This is a genomic window from Bradyrhizobium sp. CCBAU 51765 (genome assembly GCF_015291725.1).
Lineage (GTDB): Bacteria > Pseudomonadota > Alphaproteobacteria > Rhizobiales > Xanthobacteraceae > Bradyrhizobium > Bradyrhizobium liaoningense.
Genome location: NZ_CP030038.1, coordinates 5,076,535 through 5,100,528 on the forward strand (window position 1 = coordinate 5,076,535; position 23,994 = coordinate 5,100,528).

Sequence of the window (23,994 nt, forward strand, 5' to 3'; positions counted from 1 at the left end):
GCGTTTCCATATCAAGCTGCCCTTTCGCCACCGGAACGAAATGCATTGGCCAGCGCCTGCCCGATCGCCGCCCTCGCTTGCAAGGCATCGGCCACGACATTCCCCATGCGCAGGAATTCATGGATCATGCCGGGATAGACGCGCAGATCGACCGGAACGCCGGCCGCCGCCAACCGCGCCGCATAGTCGCGCCCTTCATCCACCAGAGGATCGAACTCGGCGAGGACAATGAATGCGGGAGCGAGGCCCGACAAATCCCTCGCGGCGAGCGGTGCAAAGCGCCAATCGTCGCGATCTGACTCATCGCGCAGATACTGCCGGAAGAACCAGTCGACGGTGCTGCGTTCCAGGAGATGGCCTGTACCATATCGTTCATAGGACGAGGAGGTCTGCCGCGAGCTGAGGCCGGGATAGGCGAGAACCTGAAGCACTGGCTGCGGAAGGTCCTTGTTTGTCTTCGCCTCGATCGCGAGAGCGGCGGCAAGCGTCCCGCCGGCGCTGTCGCCGCCGACAGCAACAAGGCGGCCATCGAGCCCTATTGCTCGGCCCTCGCGGCCAATCCAGGTCAGCGCATCGACCGCATCTTCGAAAGCCGTCGGAAATTTGTGTTCCGGCGCGAGCCTGTAACCGACCGACAGCACGGCCGCGCCACTGTCCTCGGCGAGGCCGCGGCACAATGGCTGATGCGAATCCAGGCTGCCAACGACGAAACCGCCGCCATGCATATACAGAAGTACCGGCATCGGAGGGCGATCGCTCGGCGCCTCGCTCGCATAGAGCCGCGCCTCGATCACAGCGCCATCCCGCGTCGGCAGCGAGAGACGGCGCTCATGGGGAAGCGCCGGCGGATCGACATCGAGCAGCGGCGAGGATGCATCGAAATCCGCCCTCGCCTGCACGGCGGTCAATTGCGGAAACGGAGTTCGCGCGCCGCTTTCGGCGCCGGCCTGAACCATCTCGAGCAATGCTGCAATATCAGGATCAAGGCTCAAGGGCTAACTCCGCCGGTTCCGGAACGGTATCTTGTGCGATCGTCGATGCCGATGCAGGCACGAGCAGATCGCAGATCTCATCGAGAAGGCCGGCCTCCTTCAGGATCGTGAAATGGTTGTGGCCTGCGACGCCGCGATCGGTCGCCTTCGGCAGCTGCAGTTCCAGCCGAGCGCGCTGCACCAGACGAGCCGACGTCCACCAGCAGAGCGGCGTGGCTTCGAGGCCGCGCGGCAGCGTGGTGTTCTGCGCCAGCCTGTTCAGATGTCGTCCGACAGCGAAGGCGGCGGACAAATCGTCCGCGCCTAGCGACGCATCATCTGCCCTCACGCTCCCGCCCTTCTCGACGACGGCCGCGACCAGATCGCGAATGCTCTCAGGAGTCTCCGGCAAGTCAGCACGCTTCGCTGCCTCGACTTGCGCCTTGATCCGAGAGGCCGCAGCCGCCGGAAGAACCGCCGACAGCAATCCAGCGAGATCATCCGCCCAGTGGGCGATCGCTACCGGCCGGCTCGATCCGTCCGGCTGCCGCGGCACGAAGCTGTCGACCATGGCAAGACGTTCGACCCGCTCACCGCTGCGTTCGAGCTCCACCGCAACGAGACCGGCCAACAGCCCTCCCAGCGACCAACCGATCAGGCTGTAGGGGCCACGCGGCTGCATCCGCCTGATCTCGGCCGCATAGTCCATGGCCATTGCTTCGAGCGAGTTGTCGGTCCAGGTTGGATCGACCAACATTCTCGACTGCAACCCAACCACCTGCCGATACCCTTCGAGGCGGCGCGCCAACGGTCCATAGTCGAAGACCGTGCCGAAGCCACCATGCAAACAGAACACGGGATTGTCGCCGGCAACCGCAGCATTCAGCGCTAGCAGCGCCGACGGTGCCGCAGCGACGGCAGAGCCCGTAGAGGCGCTGCCGGCGAGCAGCGCACTGATCGTCGGCTTCTGAAGCAGATCGCGCAGCTTGATCTCGATCCCGAACGCCTTGTCCTGGCGGAGCCGCGCCACGACCTTGAGACACAGGATCGAATTGCCACCGAGCTCGAAGAAATTGTCGGTGACGCCGACCTGCGGCACTTGCAGAATGTCCGACCACAGGTTGGCCATCGCTGTCTCGGCTGGGCCCTGCGGCGCAACGAAGCTGCGTATCGACGCATCGGGAGCCGGCAACGCACGACGGTCGATCTTGCCGCTCGACAATGTCGGCAGCCGCTCCAGCACCATGATGCGAGCCGGCACCATATAGGCCGGCAGGATCCGCCTCAGGAAGTCGGTCAACCGGTCGACCAGCGCTTCGGCCGCACCTGGCGCGGCGTCGCGTGCCACCTTCGGCGCGACATAGGCGATGAGCTGATTTCCAGCCGCGTTTGGGACTGCCACCACCGCCGCCTGCGCGATCGCCTCGTGACGGAGCAGCGAGGTCTGGATCTCTCCGAGCTCGATCCGGAAGCCGTTGACCTTGACCTGATCATCGCTGCGCCCGAGATATTCGACGGTTCCGTCATTGCGCCATCGCGCCAGATCGCCGGTGCGGTACAGCCGGGCGCCCGGCACCGTCGAGAACGGATCAGGCACGAAGCGCTCCGCAGTCATGCCGGCCTTAGCGTGATAGCCGCGCGCCAGCCCGAAGCCGCCCAAATAGAGTTCGCCGGCGACACCCGCTGGAATGATGTCGAGTGCTCCATCGAGAATGTAAGCGCGGCGGTCACCGACCGGAACGCCGATCGGCGCATAGGGCGTGTCGCATTCGCCCGCACCGTCGACCTTCCAGACCAGCGGCGTGACCACGGTTTCGGTCGGGCCGTAGCCATTGATCAGGATGCGGGGCTTGAGAACGCGCCTGATCTTGTCGAACCCAGCCTTCGGCATTGCCTCGCCGCCGAACGAATAGAGCTTGACCGGCGGCGGGTTGCCGTTCTGCTCGACGCATTCCGCGACCTGCTGGAGGTAGGCCGGCGGCAATCCGATATGGCTGACGTAATGGGCGTGCAGGTTTTCGACCGTCTGCTCCGGCGTCCACAATTCGGCGTCGCGCATCAGTAGCCGCGCGCCGTGCGACAGAACCGTCAGCCAGCGCTCATGAGCGCCATCGAAGGCCAGCGACAGGAAATGCAGCTCGCACGAGCTTTCGTCGATCTCGTAGAGACCGCCCGTGACGTGACAGTGCATCGCCAGCGGCCCATGGGCGACGGCGACACCCTTTGGTGTCCCCGTCGAGCCCGAGGTATAGATCAGATAGGCAAGGTTTTCAGGATGCAGGTCAGGTTGCGGCGGATGGTCGGGTCCTGCGCCGAAATCGAACGTGGACAGCGAGATCCGTTCGGCGCCATCCGGGCTGTCCTCGATGCTGAGCTGTGCCGTCAACAGGAACGCGATCTCCGCATCACGCATGACGAACGCACGCCGCTCCGATGGAAGCTCGGGATCGATCGGAACGTAAGCTCCGCCTGCCTTGAGGACAGCCAGCAGTGCGATCATCGTGGATTCGGTTCGCTCGACGACCACGCCGATGCGTTGCTCGGGTTTGAGCCCGCGGGCGACCAGATGATGGGCCAGACGGTTGGCCCTGCGTTCGAGGTCCCCGAACGAAAGTACCGTGCTGCCTATGGTCAACGCCGTCCGCTCTGGATGACGCTGCGCGTGACTGCTGATCGCCTCATGCACCAGCGGCAGCGGAGCACTCGCCGCGGCATTCCGATTGCAGCGATCTGCCAGTGCGCCGTCGAACTCCGTGACGGGATCAAGATTGCCGAGCAGAGCCATTGCGTCCCGCGTCAGAGCCGTTAGCAAATGCTCGAACTGCGCCTTGATCTGCGCCGCCTGCACGGCCGTGAAATGGCTCGGCATATAGGTGTATTCGACCTGGATTGTATCTTCGACGAGCACCGACAGATCCATCGGATAGTTCGTCACGTCGACATTCTTCAGACCGCTGAACTGCAAAGCGCCGTCGCCGCGATGCATGCTGCGTTCGATCGGATAGTTCTCGAAGACGATGATGCTGTCGAACATCGTCTGGCCGGCGCGGCCGGCCCAGCCCTGGATGTCGTAGAGCGGCGTGTGCTCGTAGTCCCGGATCGCCGAGTTTCGGTCCTGGAGCGCGCGCAGCCATTCTCCGATGGTGCTGGCGGGCGGAAGCGTTTCGATCACGGGCAGCGTATTGATGAAGAGCCCGAGCATCTGCTGCGATCCGTCGAGATCGGCCGGCCGACCGGCCACTGTCACGCCGAACGTCACGGTGCTCTGGCCCGTATAGCGCTGCAGCAGCAGCGCCCACACGCCTTGGACGATGGTGTTCAACGTAACCCGCTCGCGGCGCGCGAACGCCTTCAGCTCCGCGGTCGCCCTCTCTCCTAGACGAGTGTAACAGCGTTCGTGGCCGGACGCCTCATAGCGGCGCAGGCCGAAGGCGTCGGCGAGCTGCGTGGGCTGGTCGAAGCTTTTGAGCTGCTCGCGCCAGAACCCTTCGGCTGCCTTTGTATCCTGCGCCAGCAGCCAGGCGATGTAGTCGCGGTAGCGGGTCGTGTTCGCGGAAGGCGTACCGCCATAGTAGCAATCCAGGACTTCGCCGACGAACCTGGCCGAGCTCCAGCCATCCATCAGGATGTGATGATATGTCCAGATCAGTCGGTACAGGTCGTCCTGGAGCTGCAGCAGCCGCACCCGCTGGAGCGGCGGCGCCTGGAGATCGAACTCGGCGGCGCGCTCATCGGCAAGGGCAGCCGCAACCCGTTCATCACTGACCGCCTGCCCACGCCAGTCTTCCTGCTCGAACGGAGCGATGGCATCGCGATAGACGACTTGCAGCGGAGAACCGGAGAACTCCCGCCACAGGAAGCCGGTCCGAAGCATCTGATGACGCGCGCTGACCTCGCGCCACGCTCTGCCGAGCCGCTCCGGATCGAGACCCCGGATCTCGACACTGACCTGGTTGACATAGACGCCGCTGCCGGCATCGCGCAGGCTGTGAAACAGCATGCCCTGCTGCATCGGCGACAACGGATAGACGTCCTCGATGCCGTCCCGGTCGAGTTCGAGCAGCTCGACCGAAAGTCCCGCAAGCGAACCGCGCTCCGACGCCGCGGCGCCTTTGCCGGGGCCGACCTCGCGGCACGACGCAATCAGCGCCTCGATGGTCTGATGCCGGAACACGTCGCGTGGCTCAATGAGCACGCCTTCGCGCCGCGCGCGGCTCACCATCTGCAGCGAGATGATGGAATCCCCGCCGAGCTCGAAGAAATTGTCGGTGACCCCGATGTTGGGCTGGCGCAGCAGATCGGCCCAGATTGCAGCCAGCGCCGCCTCGGCCGGCGTGCGTGGCGCGACGTGCTCGGCGGAAGCTGTGAGCTGATCCGGCGCCGGCAGCGCCTTGCGGTCGATCTTGCCGTTCGGCGTCAGTGGCAGGCGCTCCAGCACCATGATCCGTGCCGGCACCATGTAATCCGGCAACACCGAGGACAAGGCCGTCTTGAGCGCCGCACCATCCAACGCCTCGCCGCTGACATAGCCGACCAGCTGGCGGCCGGCGCCGGCCTCGCGCGCCACGACCACGGCTGCACGCACGCCCTGCTGCGCCTGTAGCCGCGCCTCGATCTCGCCGAGTTCGATGCGGAAGCCGCGGATCTTCACCTGGTGGTCGGCTCGGCCGACATAGTCGAGCACGCCATCGGAGCGCCACCGCGCCACGTCGCCGGTCCGGTACAGCCGCGCGCCCGGCGGACCGAACGGGTCGGGGATGAAGCGCTCGGCCGTCAGTGCCCCGCGCCGCCAATAGCCCCGCGCCAGCCCGGCGCCCCCGATGTAGAGCTCGCCGGAAATGCCGACCGGCGCCAGGTTGAGATCGCCGTCGAGAACATAAAGCGTGGTGTTGCCGATCGGGCCGCCCAGCAGCGGACGATCGTCCGCCGCATCGAGCCGATGGCGGGCCGACCACACCGTGGTCTCGGTCGGGCCATACAGGTTCCAGACCTCGCCGGCCTGCTCCACCAGCCGCCGCGCCAGATCCGGCGGCAGCGCCTCGCCGCCGCACAGCACCCGGCAGCTTGCCGGCAGCGAAGGACCTGCGTGATCGAACAGCATCCGCCAGGTCGACGGCGTGGCCTGGATCAGGGACACGCCGTGTCGCTCCACGATCGCCTTGAGCCTGCTCGGATCATGCGCCGCCGCACGATCGGCCAGCACCACGCAGGCGCCGATCGTCAGCGGCAGCCACAGTTCGAGGACCGCGATGTCGAAGGACAACGAGGTCAGGCCGAGTACCCGGTCGCTTGCGGTCATGCCGGGCCGCTCCGCCATGGTCGCCAGGAAATTGGTCACGGCGTCGTGGCGGACCGTCACGCCCTTGGGCAGGCCGGTCGAGCCCGAGGTGTAGATCACATAGGCGAGGCTCTCGCCGTGAACGGCGACATCGAGATTGCCGGCATCTCCGCCCTCACCATCTGAAGCGTCGAGCAGCCAGGCCTCGGCACCGGTCTCCTCCAGCACGGCGGCGAACTGATCGTGCAAGTCCGTCTGCGTCAGCACCAGCGCCGCGCCGCTGTCGCGCAGCATGTGCGCCAGCCGCTCGGGCGGGTAATCCGGATCGAGCGGCAGATAGGCCCCACCTGCCTTGAGCACGGCGAGCAGTGCGACCAGCATCTCGACGCCCCGGTCGAGCGCCAGCCCGACCACCACGTCGGTCCCGACGCCGCGATCGCGCAAGCGCCGCGCCAGCCGGTTGGCACGCGCATTCAGTGCGGCGTAACTCAGCTCCGTCTCGCCAAACACCAGCGCGATCGCTTCCGGCGACGTCCGGACCTGTGTCTCGAATTGCGCAATGATCCCCTCGCGCGGTTCATCCCGGCGCGTGTCGTTCACCCGTGCGAGCAGGACGTCATCCGCGGGATCGCGGGCCGCGATCATGCCGACTGGTCGATCGGCATCGATGCTCAGCGCCTCGATCAGCCGTACAAAGGTTCGCTGCAGCCGTGCGATCTGTGCCTCGTCGAAATGCTTGCGCTGATAGTTGAAGACGAGACGCAGGCGCTCATCCACGCCGACGCTTGCAAACAACGGATAGTTGCTGGTCTCGACGATCCTGGTCTCTCCGACTTGGATCTGCCGGCTCTTTCCGATCAGCGCGCGATCGACGGGGTAATTCTCGAACACCAGGATGGTATCGAACAGCGGCCGTCCGGGCCGCCCTGCCAGGCGCTGTATCTCATAGAGCGGCGTCGAACCGAACTCGCGCACGGCCAAATTGCGATCCTGCAACTCGCGCAGCCATACTCCAATCTTCCGCTCTGGGCTGACATCGTCAATGACCGGCAGAGTGTTGATGAACAGGCCGACCATCTCTTCAGCGCCGGCAAGCTCAGGCGGCCTGCCCGACACGGTGACACCGAAGCAAACTGCTGCCTGCCCGGTATGCTGACGCAGCAATTGCGCCCACGCCGCCTGCACCAGCGTGTTCATCGTGACGCGCTCGCGCGCGGAAAATTGCTGCAACCTTCCGGTCAGGGCAGGATCCAGCTCCAGCGAAAGCGAGCCGTGGTCCGGCGACTGCGGTTCTGTGCGTTCGGCCAGGCTTTCACTCAGGAAACTTGGCTCGTCCAGCCCAGCCGTCGCATCGCGCCAGAACCTTGCCGGTGCGTCGCTGTCACGGCCCTTCAGCCACGCGATGTAGTCGCGGTAACGATGCTGCAACGCCGGGAGACGTCCCTCGCCGTTATGCTGCATCACCTCGGCGATCAGCCGCGCCGAGCTCCACCCGTCGAGCAGGATGTGGTGATGCGTCCAGATCAGCCAATGCCGGTATTCTCCTAGCCGGATCAACCGGACGCGCTGCAAGGGCGGTCGCGACAAGTCGAACCCTGCGGCCTGCTCCTGCCGCGAGACGTCGACCAGCGCCGCGTCCAACCGTGCCTGATCCCACCCTTCAATTCGTTCACGCCAGTCATCTTCAACAAAGGGCACTTCGGCCCGGCGATAGACGACCTGTTGCGGCGCGCCGGACAGGTCACGCCAGACAAATCCCGTCCGCAGCGCTGCGTGACGATCGCTGGCTGCCTGCCAGGCGCGGTGCAGCTTTCCGGCTTCCAGCCCGCGGATCTCCGCCGCGACCTGGTTGACGTAGAGCCCGCTCTCGCCGTCATGCATCGCATGGAACAACATGCCCTGCTGCATCGGCGACAATGGATAAATGTCCTCGATCTCGCGCCAGTCGAGCGCAAGCCTGTCGAGTTCGGCCTGACTCAGTGCCGACAACACCACGTCGGATGGCGTCAGGCCACAGGCGCCGCCGATGCAGTGATCGACCAGCTCGCGCAACGCAGCCTCGTACAGCGCGGCCAATCGCTCGACGGTCTCGCGCCGATACCGCTTGCGGCCGAAGCCGAACGATAGAACCAACCGACCATCGCGCACCGTGCCGTTCACGCTCAGCCAGCGTCGCAGCGGGCTCAAGGCATCGCGGGATGGACCGGCGCTTTCCGCCGCCATCGCGAACAGCGCCGCTTCAGCGTCACTGCCGTCGATCTGGCCCAAATAGTTGAAGGCGATCTTCGGATCGGCAACATGCGACAGCGCCGTGCGTTGCTCCTCCGAGCCGAGATAGCGCAACACGCCGTAGCCGAGCCCACGGCCGGGAATGCCACGAAGCTCCTCCTTCACCGACTTGATCAACAGCGAGGACTCTTGCGAGCCACCGGCCAATCGCACGGGAAAAGCTGTCGTGAACCAGCCAACCGTGCGCGAGAGGTCGAGATCGCCGGACAGGTGCTCGCGGCCATGACCTTCCAGCTCGACGAGGACGTCGTCCTGTCCGCACCACCTCCAAACAGCCCGTGCGAGGCCGGCAAGAAGAAGATCGTTGATCTGCGTGCGATAAGCCGACGGAGCTTCCGCGAGCAGCCGCCGTGTCCACTCGCTTTCGAACGTCAGCAGGACCTCATCGGCATCTGCAATGCGGTCGACGCCATCATGATCGTCGTCGCAAGGAATGTCCGCACCCGCATGGCGGCCGGTCCAGTAAGGTAGTTCCCTCGCCAATTGAGGCGACGTTGCGTGGGCCCGCAAGCGCTGTCCCCACAGCGCGTAAGCGTGGGTCTTGGGCGGAAGCGTGACAGTCGCATCACCTTGCGCAAGCTGGGTGTACGCAGAGGCGATGTCCTCCAGCAGAATTCGCCATGATACGCCGTCGACGACCAGATGGTGGATCACGACCAGAAAGCGCTGGCTGCCATCGGCGACATCGATGCCGACCGCTCGCAACAGCGCTCCGCTGGAGAGCGACAGGCTCTCCTGCGCCGACGATGCCAGCGCAGTCATAGCATCGCGGTCGGCCGCCTGCCGAACCCAGAACAGTACGTCCGCGGCTGGAGGAACACCGTACTCGGCACGCCAGCCGTCTTGGCTCTCTTCGAAGTGGAGGCGCAGCGCGTCGTGATGATCGACCACGGCGCTGAGCGCGCGCCGCATCACGTCCCAGTCGAGACGATCTCTCGGCTGCAGCAGCACCGCCTGATTCCAATGATCCCGATTTTCCATGTCCTCCGCAAAGAAGCGGCACTGAATCGGCAAGAGCCGATGCGGGCCGGTGACCGCCCCTTGATCGGCGAGCGTCTCCGTGGGCTGCTCGATCCGCGCCGCGAGCGCGAGCGCCTCCAGCGTCTGATGCTGAAACACGTCGCGCGGTTCGATCAGGTATCCAGCGCGCCGGGCGCGGCTCACCATCTGGAGCGAGATGATGGAATCGCCCCCGAGCTCGAAGAAATTGTCGCGGAGGCTGACGGCTGGCTGGCCGAGCAGCTCGGCCCAAATCGCCGCAAAGGCGATCTCGGCGGGCGTGCGTGGCGCCTGGTGCTCCGCATTCCCATGGATCATGTCGGGCGCCGGCAGCGCGTGGCGATCCACCTTGCCGCTTGGCATCAAGGGCAGCCGTTCCAGCACCGCAATTCTCGGGGGCACCATGTAATCGGGCAGGACGGACGACAGCGCCGTCCGCAGCCCCGCCTCCTCCAGTTCACCCGTGCCGCTGACGTAGCCGACCAGCTGGCGGCCGGCGCCGATCTCTCGCGCCACCACGACCGCCGAGCGGACGCCGGGCTGCTTGAGCAGCCGCGCCTCGATCTCACCGAGCTCGATGCGGAAGCCGCGAATCTTGATCTGATGATCCGCACGCCCGACGAAGTCGATCGCACCATCGGTCCGCCAGCGCGCCAGATCTCCCGACCGATAGAGCCGCTCGCCCGTCTCACCGAAAGGATCGGGAATGAAGCGCTCTGCCGTCAGACTCGCGCGACGCCAATAGCCCCGCGCCAAACCTGCCCCGCCTATGAACAGCTCGCCGGTTACTCCCGTCGGCACCAGGTTCAGATCAGTGTCGAGGATACGGATCGTCACGCCGGGGATGGGCCGTCCGATCGGCACGCGCGCCGCACCTTCATCACGACAGGTCCAGTAGGTCGCGTTGATCAAGGCTTCGGTCGGACCGTAGCGATTGTCGAACCGGACGCCAGGGAACGTCGCGAGCACGCGCGTCATCAGGTCGAGCGACAGCGCTTCGCCGCCCGCGAACAGGCGCTTGAGCGAGGTGCAGCGCGCTGCGCCGGGCTCGGCCACGAAATGCTCGAGCATCTGAGGCACGAAATGCAGCGTCGTCACGTCATGGGCTATGACGGCCTCCACGAGACGCCGCGGCTCGCGATGCGCCCCCGGAGCCGCGATCGCAAGCCGCGCGCCGGTCGCAAGCGGCCACAGGATTTCCCAGACAGAGACATCGAAGCTGAATGGCGTCTTGTGCAGGAAGGTCTCCCTGGCGTCGAGGCGATATTCCGCCTGCATCCAGCCAAGCCGCGCACCAAGCGCGCGATGAGAACAGGCCACGCCCTTCGGCACGCCGGTCGATCCCGATGTGTACATCACATAGGCCAGACTGTCCGGATGGAGCGTTGCATCGGGAATACCAGCGCAGACCTCGATGCGAGCTTCGTCCTCTCCATCGATGGACCAGGATTCGGCATTCGCATCCGCGATCACAGGCGCCAAATGCGTCAAGAGCCGCTCCTGGGTCAGCACCAACGCTGTTCCGCTGTCACGCAGCATGTGAAGGAGGCGATCGGACGGATAGTCCGGATCGAGCGGCAGATAGGCGCCGCCGGCCTTCAGAACGGCCAGGACGCCGACGACCAGCTCAATGCTTCGCTCAAGCGCCAAGCCGACCAGCCGGTCGCGACCGATCCCATGATCTCGCAGCCGCCACGCCAGGCGATTGGCGCGCGCATTCAGCGCGCCATAACTGATCTCGCGGTCGCCGAAAACCAACGCGACCGACGACGGCGACGCCTCGGCCCGTGCTTCAATCTGCGCGACGATACTCTCACGAGACTTCGGAGCCCGCTCAACGCAGCCGCTCCAACCGAGCACCTTCTGGGTCTCGTCGGCATCGAGGCTCTCGAGCACGCCAAGCGGACGAGACCCGTCCTCCATGATCCTGACCAGCAGCTGCGACAGCGAGGCTTGCAGATGCCTTATCTGATCGTCGTCAAAGCGGCCGCGGTCGTAGCGAAAGCCCAGATTGATGCCGTCGGACTTGGCGAACACCGCCAGCGTCAACGCATAATTGGTGATCGAGACCTGCTCGACCCGGCCGAACCGGCTGCCGCTCCCGCTTTCGTCTCGCAGCACCTGATCGATCGGGTAGTTCTCGAACACGAGGATATTGTCGAACAGCGCACGCCCGGAGCGCCCGGCAAGACGTTGAATTTCATAAAGCGGCATCCAGCCGTGATCACGCAGATCCATGTTGCGCGCCTGGAGCTCGCGTAGCCACGCCCCCACCTCCTCCTGCGGGTTTGCCTGATCGACGATGGGCAGCGTGTTGATGAACAGGCCGACCATGTCCTCGACGCCACTGATCTCGGCGGGTCGGCCGGAGACCGTCGCGCCGAAACAGACCGCGCGCTGGCCGGTGTGACGACGCAGCAACTGCGCCCACGCACCTTGCACCAACGTGTTGAGTGTGACGCGCTCGCGCCTCGCGAACGCTTGCAAGCCTGCCGTCAGCTCGGCTGTGAGAAGCATGTCAAGCGAGTCGTGGCCGGAATCGCCCTTGATTGCAGGTCCTCTCAGCGTGGCCGCCAGGACACTGGGCTCATCCAATTCTGCCAGCGCGGTGCGCCAGAACGATGTCGACGACTCGCGGTCCTGCTTCTGCAGCCACTGGATATAGTCGCGGTAGCGGCCCCGCACAGCAGGCAGCCGCTCGCCGCGTTCGTGCTGCAGGATCTCGGCCAGCAGGCGCGCCGCGCTCCAGCCGTCAAGCAGGATATGGTGATGCGTCCAGATCAGCCAGCGGCGTGTCTCGTCGAGCCTGATCAGCCGCACCCGCTGCAACGGCGCCTGCGACAAGTCGAATGCCCCGGCGCGCTCGGCTTGCGCGGCGCGCGCCAACGCGGCCCGGAGCTCTTCATCGTCCCTGGCGGCCGCCCGCGTGCGCCAGTCCTCTTCCTCGAACGGCAAATGCGCAGAGCGATAGACCACCTGCTGTGCCGCCCCCGACAGCTCACGCCACGCAAATCCGGTTCGCAACACTGCATGCCGCAAGCTGACCTCGTGCCAGGCCGCACGCAGCCTGCCAGCATCGAGGCCACGGATCTCCAGGCCGATCTGGTTGACGTAATTGCCACTTTCGCCATCACGCAGAGCGTGGAACAGCATGCCCTGCTGCATCGGCGACAGCGGATAGATGTCCTCGATCTCGCGACAGTCGATCGTTGCGACCAGCGCATCGAGATCAGCCTGGCTCAGGTCCGACAACGCGAAGTCCGACGGCGTCACGCCGCGCGCGCCATCCGTGCAATGCGCGACGAGTTCGCGTAAGGCCGCAGCATAATGCTCTGCGAGACGTTCGACCGTTGCCCGCCGGTAACGCCTGCGGCCATAGCTGAACGACAGGCGCAACTGCCCTTCGCCGACCTGGCCATTGACGCTCACCCAGCGGCCAAGCGGCGCGCTGTCGCTGCGCGTCGGCCCGGAGCTCTCGGCCGCGAGCTGGAACGGGTTGTTCCCGCCCATGCTGGAATCGAACTGGCCAAGATAGTTGAAGACGATGTGCGGCTCAGGCAGCGCCTCAAGCGCGCTGCGCTGCGCCTCCGTGCCGAGATGGCGCAGGACGCCATAGCCCAGCCCGCGGTTGGGAACGGCGCGAAGCTCCTCCTTGACCGATTTTATTAGCGCAGCGTCGTCACCGGAGTCGGCCCGCAAGCGCACTGGAAACGCTGTGGTGAACCAGCCAATGGTGCGGGACACGTCCATGCCTGCGAAGATATCCTCCCGGCCGTGCCCTTCGAGCTCGACGACAACATCATCAATCGCGCCCCAGCGCGAGACTGCCCGAGCAAGCGCCGCCAGCAGGAGATCATTGACCTGGGTGCGATAGGCGGATGGCGCCTCCTTCAGGAGCCGCATCGTCAGTTCTGCGTCGAACGTCAGTAGGATTTCCTCACCGTCCGCAACCCGGTCGATGTCGCCATGATCATCGTCGCAGGGAAACGCGGCGTGCGCTCCTCGATCAAGCCAATAGCCGAACTCGGCAACCAGCTCGTCGGTCGTTGCATAGGCCTGCAACCTCGCACCCCAAGATGCATAGAGCTCGCTCCCCGCCAGCGTGACGGAAGCCGCGCCCTGCCGAAGCTGATCGTATGCCGTCGCAAAATCCTCGAGCAGCACGCGCCATGACACGCCGTCGATGACGAGGTGATGCACCACCACCAGAAGCCGCTGGCTGCCGTCCGCGATGTCCATACCGACCACGCGCAGCAACGGTCCGGCCAGCGAGAGGCTGGCCTGGGCTTCAGAAGCGACTTTCGTGACTGCGGCAGCGTCGCGGACGTCGTTGCGAATCCACAGCAGCTCCGACATTGGCGGCGTTGCGCCATAGATCGCACGCCATGTGCCATCCATGTTCTCGAAGCGCAGGCGCAAGGCCGCGTGATGAGCGACGAGAGCACCGACCGTGCGCTCGACAAATCGCCAATCGAGCCGCGACTTCGGTCTCAACAGGACAGCCTGGTTCCAGTGGTGGCGGTCCCCTGCGTCCTCACCGAAGAAACGCAGCTGGATCGGTAGCAGCGGATGCTCGCGGCCCTCGATATCGCCTTCGACGACGACATCTTCCGCCTTGCTTTCACGCCGCGCGACGCGCGCCAGATCCTGCAAGGTCTGATGCCGGAAGACGTCACGCGGCTCGATCAGCAGTCCCGCCTGGCGGGCGCGGCCGACCAATTGCAACGAGATGATGGAATCGCCACCGAGCTCGAAGAAATTGTCCTCGACACCGATTACGGGCTGGCCGAGCAGCTCAGCCCAGATCGCAGCGAGCACCGTCTCGGCCGGCGTGCGCGGCGCGACATGAGCAGCGGTTGCTAAGGGTGTTTCGGGCGCCGGCAGGGCGTCGCGATCGACCTTGCCGTGGGCGGTGAGCGGCAGCCGTTCGAGCCGCATAATGCGGGAAGGCACCATGTAGTCAGGCAGCTCGTCCGCAAGTGCCGCGCGCATCGTCGCTTCGTCGAACGGTCCATCGCCGGCGACATAGCCGACCAGCTGACGGCTGGCGCCCGTTTCGCGGGCAACGACGACAGCCGACCGCACCCCGGCTTGCCGCATCAGCCATGCTTCGATCTCGCCGAGCTCAATTCTGAAGCCGCGGATCTTCACCTGGTGGTCGGAGCGGCCGACATATTCGATCACCCCGTCGGCGCGCCACCGCGCCAAATCTCCTGTGCGATAAAGCCGTGCGCCCGGCGTACCGAATGGATCTGGGACGAAGCGTTCAGCCGTCAGCTCGGCACGCCGCCAGTAGCCGCGCGCCAGTCCCTCGCCGCCGATGAACAGCTCGCCGACCACGCCGACCGGCACTACATTGAGATCATTGTCCAGAATATAGGCCGCGCGGCGCCCCACCGGATGACCGATCGGCGCGTAATTGCCGTCAATCTCCTCGCTGGCATCGACTTTCCAGACCAGCGGCGTCACCACGGTTTCGGTTGGGCCATAACCGTTGATCAATGTGCGCGGCTTGAGCGCGCGCTTGACCTTGTCGAAGCCGGCTTTGGGCATCGCCTCGCCGCCGAACGAGTAGAGTTCCACCGGCGGTGGATCGCCACGCCACATCGCGAATTCGGCGAGCTGTTGTAGATAGGCGGGCGGGAAGCCGGCATTGGTGACGCGTTGCCGGCGCAGGACATCGAGGGTCTGCTCGGCCGACCATAAATCTGCATCGCGCATCACCAGTGCGGCGCCGCAGGTCAGTGCGGTCCAAAGCCGCTCATGTGCTCCATCGAAGGTGAAGGATAGGAAGTGCAGTTCGCGCGAGTGCCGGTCCATGTCGTAGAGCCGGGCCGTCACCTCACAATGCATCGCGAACGGGCCGTGCTCGACCGCGACGCCTTTCGGGATACCGGTGGAGCCCGAGGTGTAGATCACATAGGCAAGGCTGGTCGCAGCCAGCGCAATCTCCGGATCGCTTTCGCTCTCCCCCGCGAGGTCGATCCCACCGAGGTGAACGATCTCGATGCCGGGCGGCGACGGGGTCAGCGCCGAACCAGCCGCGTCAACCAGTACGACGCGCGCCCCGGCGTCACGCATGGTCCCGACCTGTCGCCTCGCTGGATGCTCGGGATCGAGCGGCAGATAGGCGGCCCCCGTCTTCAAGATTGCGAGCAGGGCCACGATGAGATGTGGTGAGCGTCGCGCCGAGATGCCGACGAGGTCGGAGGGACTGACGCCCAGGTGCATCAGATGGTGTGCGAGGCGATTGGCGCGCCGGTTGAGCTCGGCATAGGTGATTTCATCCTCGCCGAAGACAAGCGCCGGCGCATCGGGCGTTTCGGTCGCCAGCCGTGCGACAGTCCGGTGAACCGGCATGAACGGTGTACCGGTCGTTCCACCATCCCCATCGTTCCACTGGCGCAGCCTCTCCAGTTCCTGTTCGGAAAGCAGCGCCACTTCGGCGATCGATTGCATGTCGTCGGCAACCATCGCCTTCAGTATCGTGGTCCAATGCGTGGCAAGGCGCTCGATCGTTGAGGCCTCGAACAGCGCCTTCGCGTAAGTAAAGATCGCGCGGATTTCGCCCCACGGCCCCTCTTCGGTATCGAGCGCGAGATCGAACTTAACCGTGTCAACGTCGGCGTCGATCTTTTCGATCTGAAGGCCGGTCCGATCAGGTGGATTGCCCGAGGCCCGACGGTGCTGGTGATTGTAGAGGACCTGAAAGAGCGGATTCTGGCTCAGGCTGCGCGTTGGCTGGAGGATCTCGAGCAACCGCTCGAACGGAAGGTCCTGGTTCTCCTGTGCCTCTACCGTGGCCGAGTGGACCGCCCCGATGAAGTCGGCGATCGCCGCGCGGCCGCCGATCTGCGTACGAATCACCAGGGTGTTGACGAACAAGCCGATCACGTCGCGTGTTTCGTCGCGGTGCCGATTGGCGACGGGCACACCGATGTTGATGTCGGACTGGCCGGTGTAGCGATAAAGCAGCAGTTTGAAGCTCGCCAGCATGACAACAAACAGTGTCGTACGGTGTCGCCGCGCCAGAGCGCGCAAGCCAGCGGCCAATACCGGATCGAGCGGAACGTGGCGTGCGGCTCCCGCAAGATCGGGGACCGCCGGCCGCGCCCGGTCGATCGGCAGCTGGAGCACGGCCGGATCGGCAAGACGCTTGGTCCAGTAATCGGCCTGCCGCGTTCCGTCGACCGCACTCATCCAGAGCCGCTGCCATTCGGCATAGTCGGCACAATCGATCTCCGGCTCCGGTAGAGCGTGCGTTTCACCGTGCGCGAATGCCGCGTACAGCTTCCAGAATTCGTCGACCAGCACGCCCATCGACCAGCCGTCGGTGACGATATGGTGCAGACTGACGACGAGGAAATGGTCGCTCTCGTCCAACGTCAGCAACGCCGCACGCATGAGCGGGCCGGCTTCGAGATCGAACGGCAGCGAAGCTTCTCGCCGCGCCAGCAAGCGCGCCTGTCCCTCGCGGTCATCGCCGTCGAGCGACACCTGCCGCAATACGACGGGCCGCGGGTCGCATATGCATTGCTCGGCGATCTCGCCTTCCTGCCGAAATACCGTGCGAAGTGCAGCGTGGCGGGCGACGAGCGCATCGAACGCCTGTTGCACCGCGTGCGGGTTCAGCGTGCCACGCACGCGCACCGTCGCCGAGATGTTGTAAGCGGCACTGCCCGGGTCCATCCGCCACAGGAACCAGAGGCGGGATTGCGCAAAGGACAGCGGCGCCCGTTTGCGCTCCTGGCGCACGATGGGCAGCATGGCGAGGTTGACGCCCTTCACCGCAAGCTGAGAGAGGAACGCGCGCTGCTTGCCAGCATCGAGGCGCATCAGGCGCCGTGAAATGTCGCGTAGCTGCTGCTTTTGCGTGGTTGCCGTGTCACTCATCGGACAGTTCGACTTCCTTCAACATGTCGAGCATCGCGGCGATATCGTCGCCCCGCTTGGCGGTTTCGTCCTCCAGGCCCAACGCAGCCGCCATGGCTTCAACAGTCGTCATGTCGAACAGACGGTTGAGCGGCAGGTCGTAGCCGAGATCGCGCTTGATGCGGCTGACGAGCTGAACGGCGATCAGGGAATCCCCGCCGAGCTCGAAGAAATTGTCGGTGACCCCGATGTTGGGCTGGCGCAGCAGATCGGCCCAGATTGCAGCCAGCGCCGCCTCGGCCGGCGTGCGTGGCGCGACGTGCTCGGCGGAAGCTGTGAGCTGATCCGGCGCCGGCAGCGCCTTGCGGTCGATCTTGCCGTTCGGCGTCAGTGGCAGGCGCTCCAGCACCATGATCCGTGCCGGCACCATGTAATCCGGCAACACCGAGGACAAGGCCGTCTTGAGCGCCGCACCATCCAACGCCTCGCCGCTGACATAGCCGACCAGCTGGCGGCCGGCGCCGGCCTCGCGCGCCACGACCACGGCTGCACGCACGCCCTGCTGCGCCTGTAGCCGCGCCTCGATCTCGCCGAGTTCGATGCGGAAGCCGCGGATCTTCACCTGGTGGTCGGCTCGGCCGACATAGTCGAGCACGCCATCGGAGCGCCACCGCGCCACGTCGCCGGTCCGGTACAGCCGCGCGCCCGGCGGACCGAACGGGTCGGGGATGAAGCGCTCGGCCGTCAGTGCCCCGCGCCGCCAATAGCCCCGCGCCAGCCCGGCGCCCCCGATGTAGAGCTCGCCGGAAATGCCGACCGGCGCCAGGTTGAGATCGCCGTCGAGAACATAAAGCGTGGTGTTGCCGATCGGGCCGCCCAGCAGCGGACGATCGTCCGCCGCATCGAGCCGATGGCGGGCCGACCACACCGTGGTCTCGGTCGGGCCATACAGGTTCCAGACCTCGCCGGCCTGCTCCACCAGCCGCCGCGCCAGATCCGGCGGCAGCGCCTCGCCGCCGCACAGCACCCGGCAGCTTGCCGGCAGCGAAGGACCTGCGTGATCGAACAGCATCCGCCAGGTCGACGGCGTGGCCTGGATCAGGGACACGCCGTGTCGCTCCACGATCGCCTTGAGCCTGCTCGGATCATGCGCCGCCGCACGATCGGCCAGCACCACGCAGGCGCCGATCGTCAGCGGCAGCCACAGTTCGAGGACCGCGATGTCGAAGGACAACGAGGTCAGGCCGAGTACCCGGTCGCTTGCGGTCATGCCGGGCCGCTCCGCCATGGTCGCCAGGAAATTGGTCACGGCGTCGTGGCGGACCGTCACGCCCTTGGGCAGGCCGGTCGAGCCCGAGGTGTAGATCACATAGGCGAGGCTCTCGCCGTGAACGGCGACATCGAGATTGCCGGCATCTCCGCCCTCACCATCCGAAGCGTCGAGCAGCCAGGCCTCGGCACCGGTCTCCTCCAGCACGGCGGCGAACTGATCGTGCAAGTCCGTCTGCGTCAGCACCAGCGCCGCGCCGCTGTCGCGCAGCATGTGCGCCAGCCGCTCCGGCGGGTAATCCGGATCGAGCGGCAGATAGGCCCCACCTGCCTTGAGCACGGCGAGCAGTGCCACCAGCATCTCGACGCCCCGGTCGAGCGCCAGCCCGACCACCACGTCGGTCCCAACGCCGCGATCGCGCAAGCGCCGCGCCAGCCGGTTGGCACGCGCATTCAGTGCGGCGTAATTCAGCTCCGTCTCGCCGAACACCAGCGCGATCGCTTCCGGCGACGTCCGGACCTGCGCCTCGAACTGCGCGACCAACGGGAGGTCTAGCGGATAATGCGCTCGACTCCGATTCCACGCCTCCAGCAAGAGCCGGCGCTCCTCTGCAGGCAGGATGTCGAGGCCTCGGACCGGCGCGCGCGGCGAACGTTCCAGTGCTTCGGCCAATCGATCGAGCGCCTGCTGCATCAAGGCGCAGATGCGGTCAGGCGAGAGCGGACGGACGATCTGAGCCGTCAGCCCGAGCGCCCGGCCATAGTCCTCGACGGCCAGCATCAATGGATAATTCGTGCGCTCCTCGCCACCAAGCCATTCGATGCCCGAGCCGTCCCCGTCGTCGGCCAAATCGGCCGGCATTGCATTGTGTCGATAATTGAGGATCGAGCTGAACAGGGGCGCCGGGGCCGCAACGCCGCTACATCTTTGCGCGAGCGCCAGCGAGGCGTGCTCGTGCGCCATCAGCTCGGTCAACCGATCATGTGCATTTCGAACGCTGTCCTCGACCGCCCTATCATCGAGATCGAGCCGCAGCGGCAAGGTGTTGATGAACAGGCCCATGGTGCGATCGCCGCCGGCGCCGGCCTGCATGCGACCGAACAGGACCGTCCCGAACACGACGTGCTCGCGCCCGCTGGTTCGTGCCACCACCTGCCCCCAGGCGAGATGACAAAGGCTGGCCAGGCTGACGCCCAGTCGCCGAGCCTGAGCACGAAGCCTTGCGGCCAATTGTTCGGGCAGTATTCGTCGGGCTTCCGCAACGCCCCCACCGTCCCCGTGCACCCGGTCCAGTCCAAATGGCGTGGTCGGCTCATCGATGTCGGCGAGCATGCCGCGGAAGAAACGCTCGTGCTCCGCGGTCGCCACCGAGCCGCGTGACTGCGCCACCAGATTGCGGAACGGATATGGCCGCGGCAACTCATGACTACGTCCCGACAAGATCTTCCAGACCTCGTCATGCATCACCTCCAGCGTGGAGTGGTCGCCGATCAAGTGGTGCAGCAGCACCAAGAGCAGCCAGCGCCCACCCTCGGGATCGGCGGCAATTGCAAATCTCAGCAGCGGTGGCTGACCGAGATCGATCCGATGGAGACGCGGGTCGAACCGTCGCACGAGCTGCTCAACCGCGGGACCTTCGCCATCCAGCACGACCTCGCTGACAACCAGCGGAGCCTGCCGCCAAACCACCTGTGCCGGCATGGACAAGCCGTTCCACACGATGGACGTTCGCAGAATGTCGTGGCGGTCGACTACATGGCGGACAGCGTCGAGATAGCGATCGAGCAGGTCGCGGCTTTCAAATGCCATCCGGCCGACCAGCAGATACGGATCGCCCTCTTTCGACAGCAGATGGTGAAAGAGGATACCATCCTGAAGCGGCGACAGGCCGTAAATGTCCTGGATGTTGGCAACGCCGCCTGGAACGCTGGCCACGATGCTGTCGATGTCGGATTGCGTCAATGCGATCAGCGGCAACAATTCGGACGTGATCGCCTTCGTCTGCGGGGTGATCCGGTTGACGGGAACGTCGACTGCTCCGTCGCCACCAAGGCCGGCAGCAAAGTCTGCCAGAATCGGCTTTGCGAACAGCGCGCGCGCGTCCGTTCTCAGCCCGTGCCGCTGCAGCCGCTCCAGCATGCGGACGGCGAGCAGCGAGTGGCCGCCGAGCTCGAAGAAGTGGTCGCTGCGTCCAACGCGATCGACGCCCAGGAGCTCGGCCCAAACATTCGCGACGATCTGCTCAGCATCGCCCCGCGGCGGTTCGAAACGGCGCCGCGCAAACGCATCGTCCTCCGGCGCTGGCAGCGCCTTGCGGTCGACCTTGCCATTTGGCGTGAGCGGCAGTGCATCGAGGCGCACGAACGCTGATGGCAACATGTAGTCCGGCAAGCACGTACGCAGGTGATCGCGCATCGCGCCGGCAAATTCACCGGCGTCGAGCCCCACGCTGTTACCGCGACGCGCGGCCACATAGGCAATCAGCCGCATGTCGCCGCTACGATCACGCTGAGCCAGCACGACGGAATCGGCCACGTCGGCGTGCTCGTTCAGCCGAAACTCGATCTCGCCGAGCTCGACGCGAAAGCCGCGGATCTTGACCTGCTGATCATTGCGACCAACGAACGCGACATTGCCGTCCGGCAGATAACGCCCGAGATCACCGGTGCGATACATGCGCGCATCTGGATCGCCGTGGAAGGGATCGCGCACGAAGCGCTCGGCCGTCAGGTCAGCGCGATTGAGATAACCGCGCGCAACACCGATTCCGCCAATGCAAATTTCGCCCACCGCGCCGAGTGGAACGGGCGCCCCAAACCGGTCCAGAAGATAGATTCGCGCATTCGGCAACGGACGGCCGATCGGGGCTGCATCACCATCAAAACCCGGTGGCCGCAACCAGCTCGTGGCGCAGACCGTTGCTTCCGTCGGCCCGTAACCATTGAAGACGGCGATGCCAGGAGGTAATCGCATGATCAGCTCGGTCTTGGGCAACTCACCGGCAAGAACAAGAACCCGCAGCGAGGCCAAGCGGTCGAGATCGGTGCGCCCGTGCAGCATCGCCGGCGGCAGGGTCGCATGCGTGATCGCGTTGTCCGTGAGATAGCCGAGCAATTCCGAGATGTCCTGATGCTCGCGCGGGCCAGCCAGAAACAACGAGGCGCCCGAGCACAGCGCCATGACGATTTCCCAGATGCTGGCATCGAAGCTGAACGAGGCAAACTGCACGACGCGGCTGTGCGAATTGACCTCGAACAGCGTCCGTTGCGCGAGCGCCAGATTCACCAGGCCGCGATGCTCGACCATCACCCCTTTCGGCCGGCCAGTCGAGCCGGAGGTGTAGATGATGTAGGCGAGGCTACGCGACGTCAATCCTTCGACAAGGCCGCCCGGATCGCATGGCGCCTGCGTTGTGACGATGGAGGCATTCGCCTCGGGATCGACGACCTCAAAGGCCCCATCCGGGAATATCGCCCTTCTCGCCTCGTCGGCTATCAGCACGCGCGGCTCGGCATCGTCGACGATCTGACGCAGCCGCTCTGCCGGATAGGCGGGATCGAGCGGCAGATAGGCCCCGCCCGCCTTCAGCACGGCCAACAGGCTCATGACCATGGTGATGCCGCGCGGCAGGCAGATTGCGACGGGCTGATCCGGCACCACGCCTAAGGCCATCAGGTGCCGCGCAAGCTGGCCCGCTTTGGCATCGAGGTCACCATAGCTCAGGCGGACGTCATCATACACCAGGGCGACGGCCTCCGGCGCCCTTCTCACCTGCTCCGCAAACAATTCATGAATGCAGCTTTCCGCGGGAATTGGCGCGGTGGTCTCATTCCATATGTCGAGAACGCGTCCACGCTCCGCAGCACCAATGATATCGATGCGATCGACCGTTTGGTCCGCATCCGCAACCATCGCACGCAGGACGGACAACAAATAGTCCCGATGGCGCCTGATCGTCGCTTCGTCGAACAACGCGGTCGCATAGTTCAGGGAGCCGACGATACGTCCGCCCAACTCGCCCAGATCAAGCTCCAGATCGAACCTGACCTGTTGGAGCGGGATATCGGCGGTCTCGGCCTTGAGCCCCGGCAACTCGAGAGTCCCCGTCTCGTTGCTCTGCCAGGCGAACGCGACCTGAAAGACCGGTGTATGCTCCCGTGCCCGAAGCGGCTGGGCGATTTCGACGACCTGCTCGAACGGCAGATCCTGATGATCCTGCGCGGCAAGCGCGGCAGTGCGCACGCGACGAAGCAGTTCGGCGACGCTGGGCTCGGCCGAAAGATCGATGCGGACAGCCAGCATGTTGACGAAGAATCCGATCAGGCCCTCGATCTCGGGCCTGTTTCGATTGGCCGTCGGCGTTCCGATGACGATATCCGTCTGCCCGGAAAGCCTCGACAGCACAACCGCCCAGGCCGCCAGCACGATCATGAACGGGCTGGCGCGATGCGACTGGCTCAGTCGCCGGATGCCGGATGCGAGCTCCGCATCGATCTCGATCGGCAAGGACGCCCCGGTAAGGGTCCTGACCGGCGGACGCGGCCGATCCGTCGGCAATTCGAGCACGGCAGGAGAATCCATGAGCGCCTGACGCCAGTAATCTACCTGCCGCTGCGATCGCTCGCCCGTCAGCCATTGTCGCTGCCAGGCAGCATAGTCCGGATACTGGATCGCCAATGGCGGCAAGGGATCGTCTTTTCCGGCGGCGAAAGCCCGGTAGAGGACACCCAGCTCACGCACGAGCACGCCGATCGACCAGCCGTCGGAGACGATGTGATGTTGGGTGAGCAGGAAGAGATATTCCCTCTCCGCCGTTCGGATCAACCGACCGCGGATCAATGGTCCTTTGGCGAGATCGAACGGCGTCGCAGCCTCCTCGCGCCAGAGGCGCGCGAGCTCCTGCTCGCGATCGTCCCCGCCGCGCAGATCCTGTTCAAGCAGCGGGACACGTTCATCGGCGGGCAGCAGCACCACGCGCGGCTGTTCGTCGATCACGCGAAAGACGCTGCGCAGCGCCTCATGCCGCGCGAACAACCGGTCGATGCTCCGACGCAACGCGTCGACATCGAGCTCGCCGGAGAGCCGCAATGCTCCTCGAATGTGATAGCTGGAATTGGTACCGTCGAGTTGTGCCAGCAGCCAAAGCCGTTGCTGCGCAAAGGACATCTTCAGTGAGCCGCCACGCGTCACCACGGGAATCGCGTTTGCGCTGCCCCTGTCGGCATTTCGGCCGCGTTCCCGGGCCAGCGAGACCAGCCTCCTCATCTGGGCCGGATCCATCTCTCGCAAGCTCGGCTTTGCCGTCTCGGTCATGC

3 protein-coding genes are annotated in these 23,994 nt (G+C 65.3%); all 3 read right to left on the reverse strand.

What is annotated here, in order from left to right; genetic code table 11:
- Positions 1-11: 11 nt before the first annotated feature.
- The 3 genes from XH96_RS24435 to XH96_RS24445 are packed head-to-tail and all read right to left on the reverse strand — an operon-like array spanning position 12 to position 23,992.
- On the reverse strand, positions 12-992 hold the full coding sequence (locus tag XH96_RS24435; RefSeq protein ID WP_194388018.1) for an alpha/beta hydrolase: 981 nt from the start codon (positions 990-992) through the stop codon (positions 12-14).
- The gene (locus XH96_RS24440; RefSeq protein ID WP_194388019.1) at positions 982-17,430 is read right to left on the reverse strand and encodes a non-ribosomal peptide synthase/polyketide synthase; all 16,449 of its coding nucleotides are present in this window, start codon (positions 17,428-17,430) and stop codon (positions 982-984) included. The genes XH96_RS24435 and XH96_RS24440 overlap by 11 nt, the downstream gene beginning before the upstream one ends.
- The gene (locus XH96_RS24445; protein WP_194388020.1) at positions 17,423-23,992 is read right to left on the reverse strand and encodes a non-ribosomal peptide synthetase; all 6,570 of its coding nucleotides are present in this window, start codon (positions 23,990-23,992) and stop codon (positions 17,423-17,425) included. Before XH96_RS24445 ends, XH96_RS24440 begins: the two co-directional genes overlap by 8 nt.
- Between the last annotated feature and the right edge of the window lie 2 nt (positions 23,993-23,994).

Excerpts from the sequence above, each read along its gene's own strand:
- XH96_RS24440 (WP_194388019.1), bottom strand. The coding sequence starts at position 17,430 with ATGAGTGACACGGCAACCACGCAAAAGCAGCAGCTACGCGACATTTCA.
- XH96_RS24445 (WP_194388020.1), bottom strand. The coding sequence starts at position 23,992 with ATGACCGAGACGGCAAAGCCGAGCTTGCGAGAGATGGATCCGGCCCAG.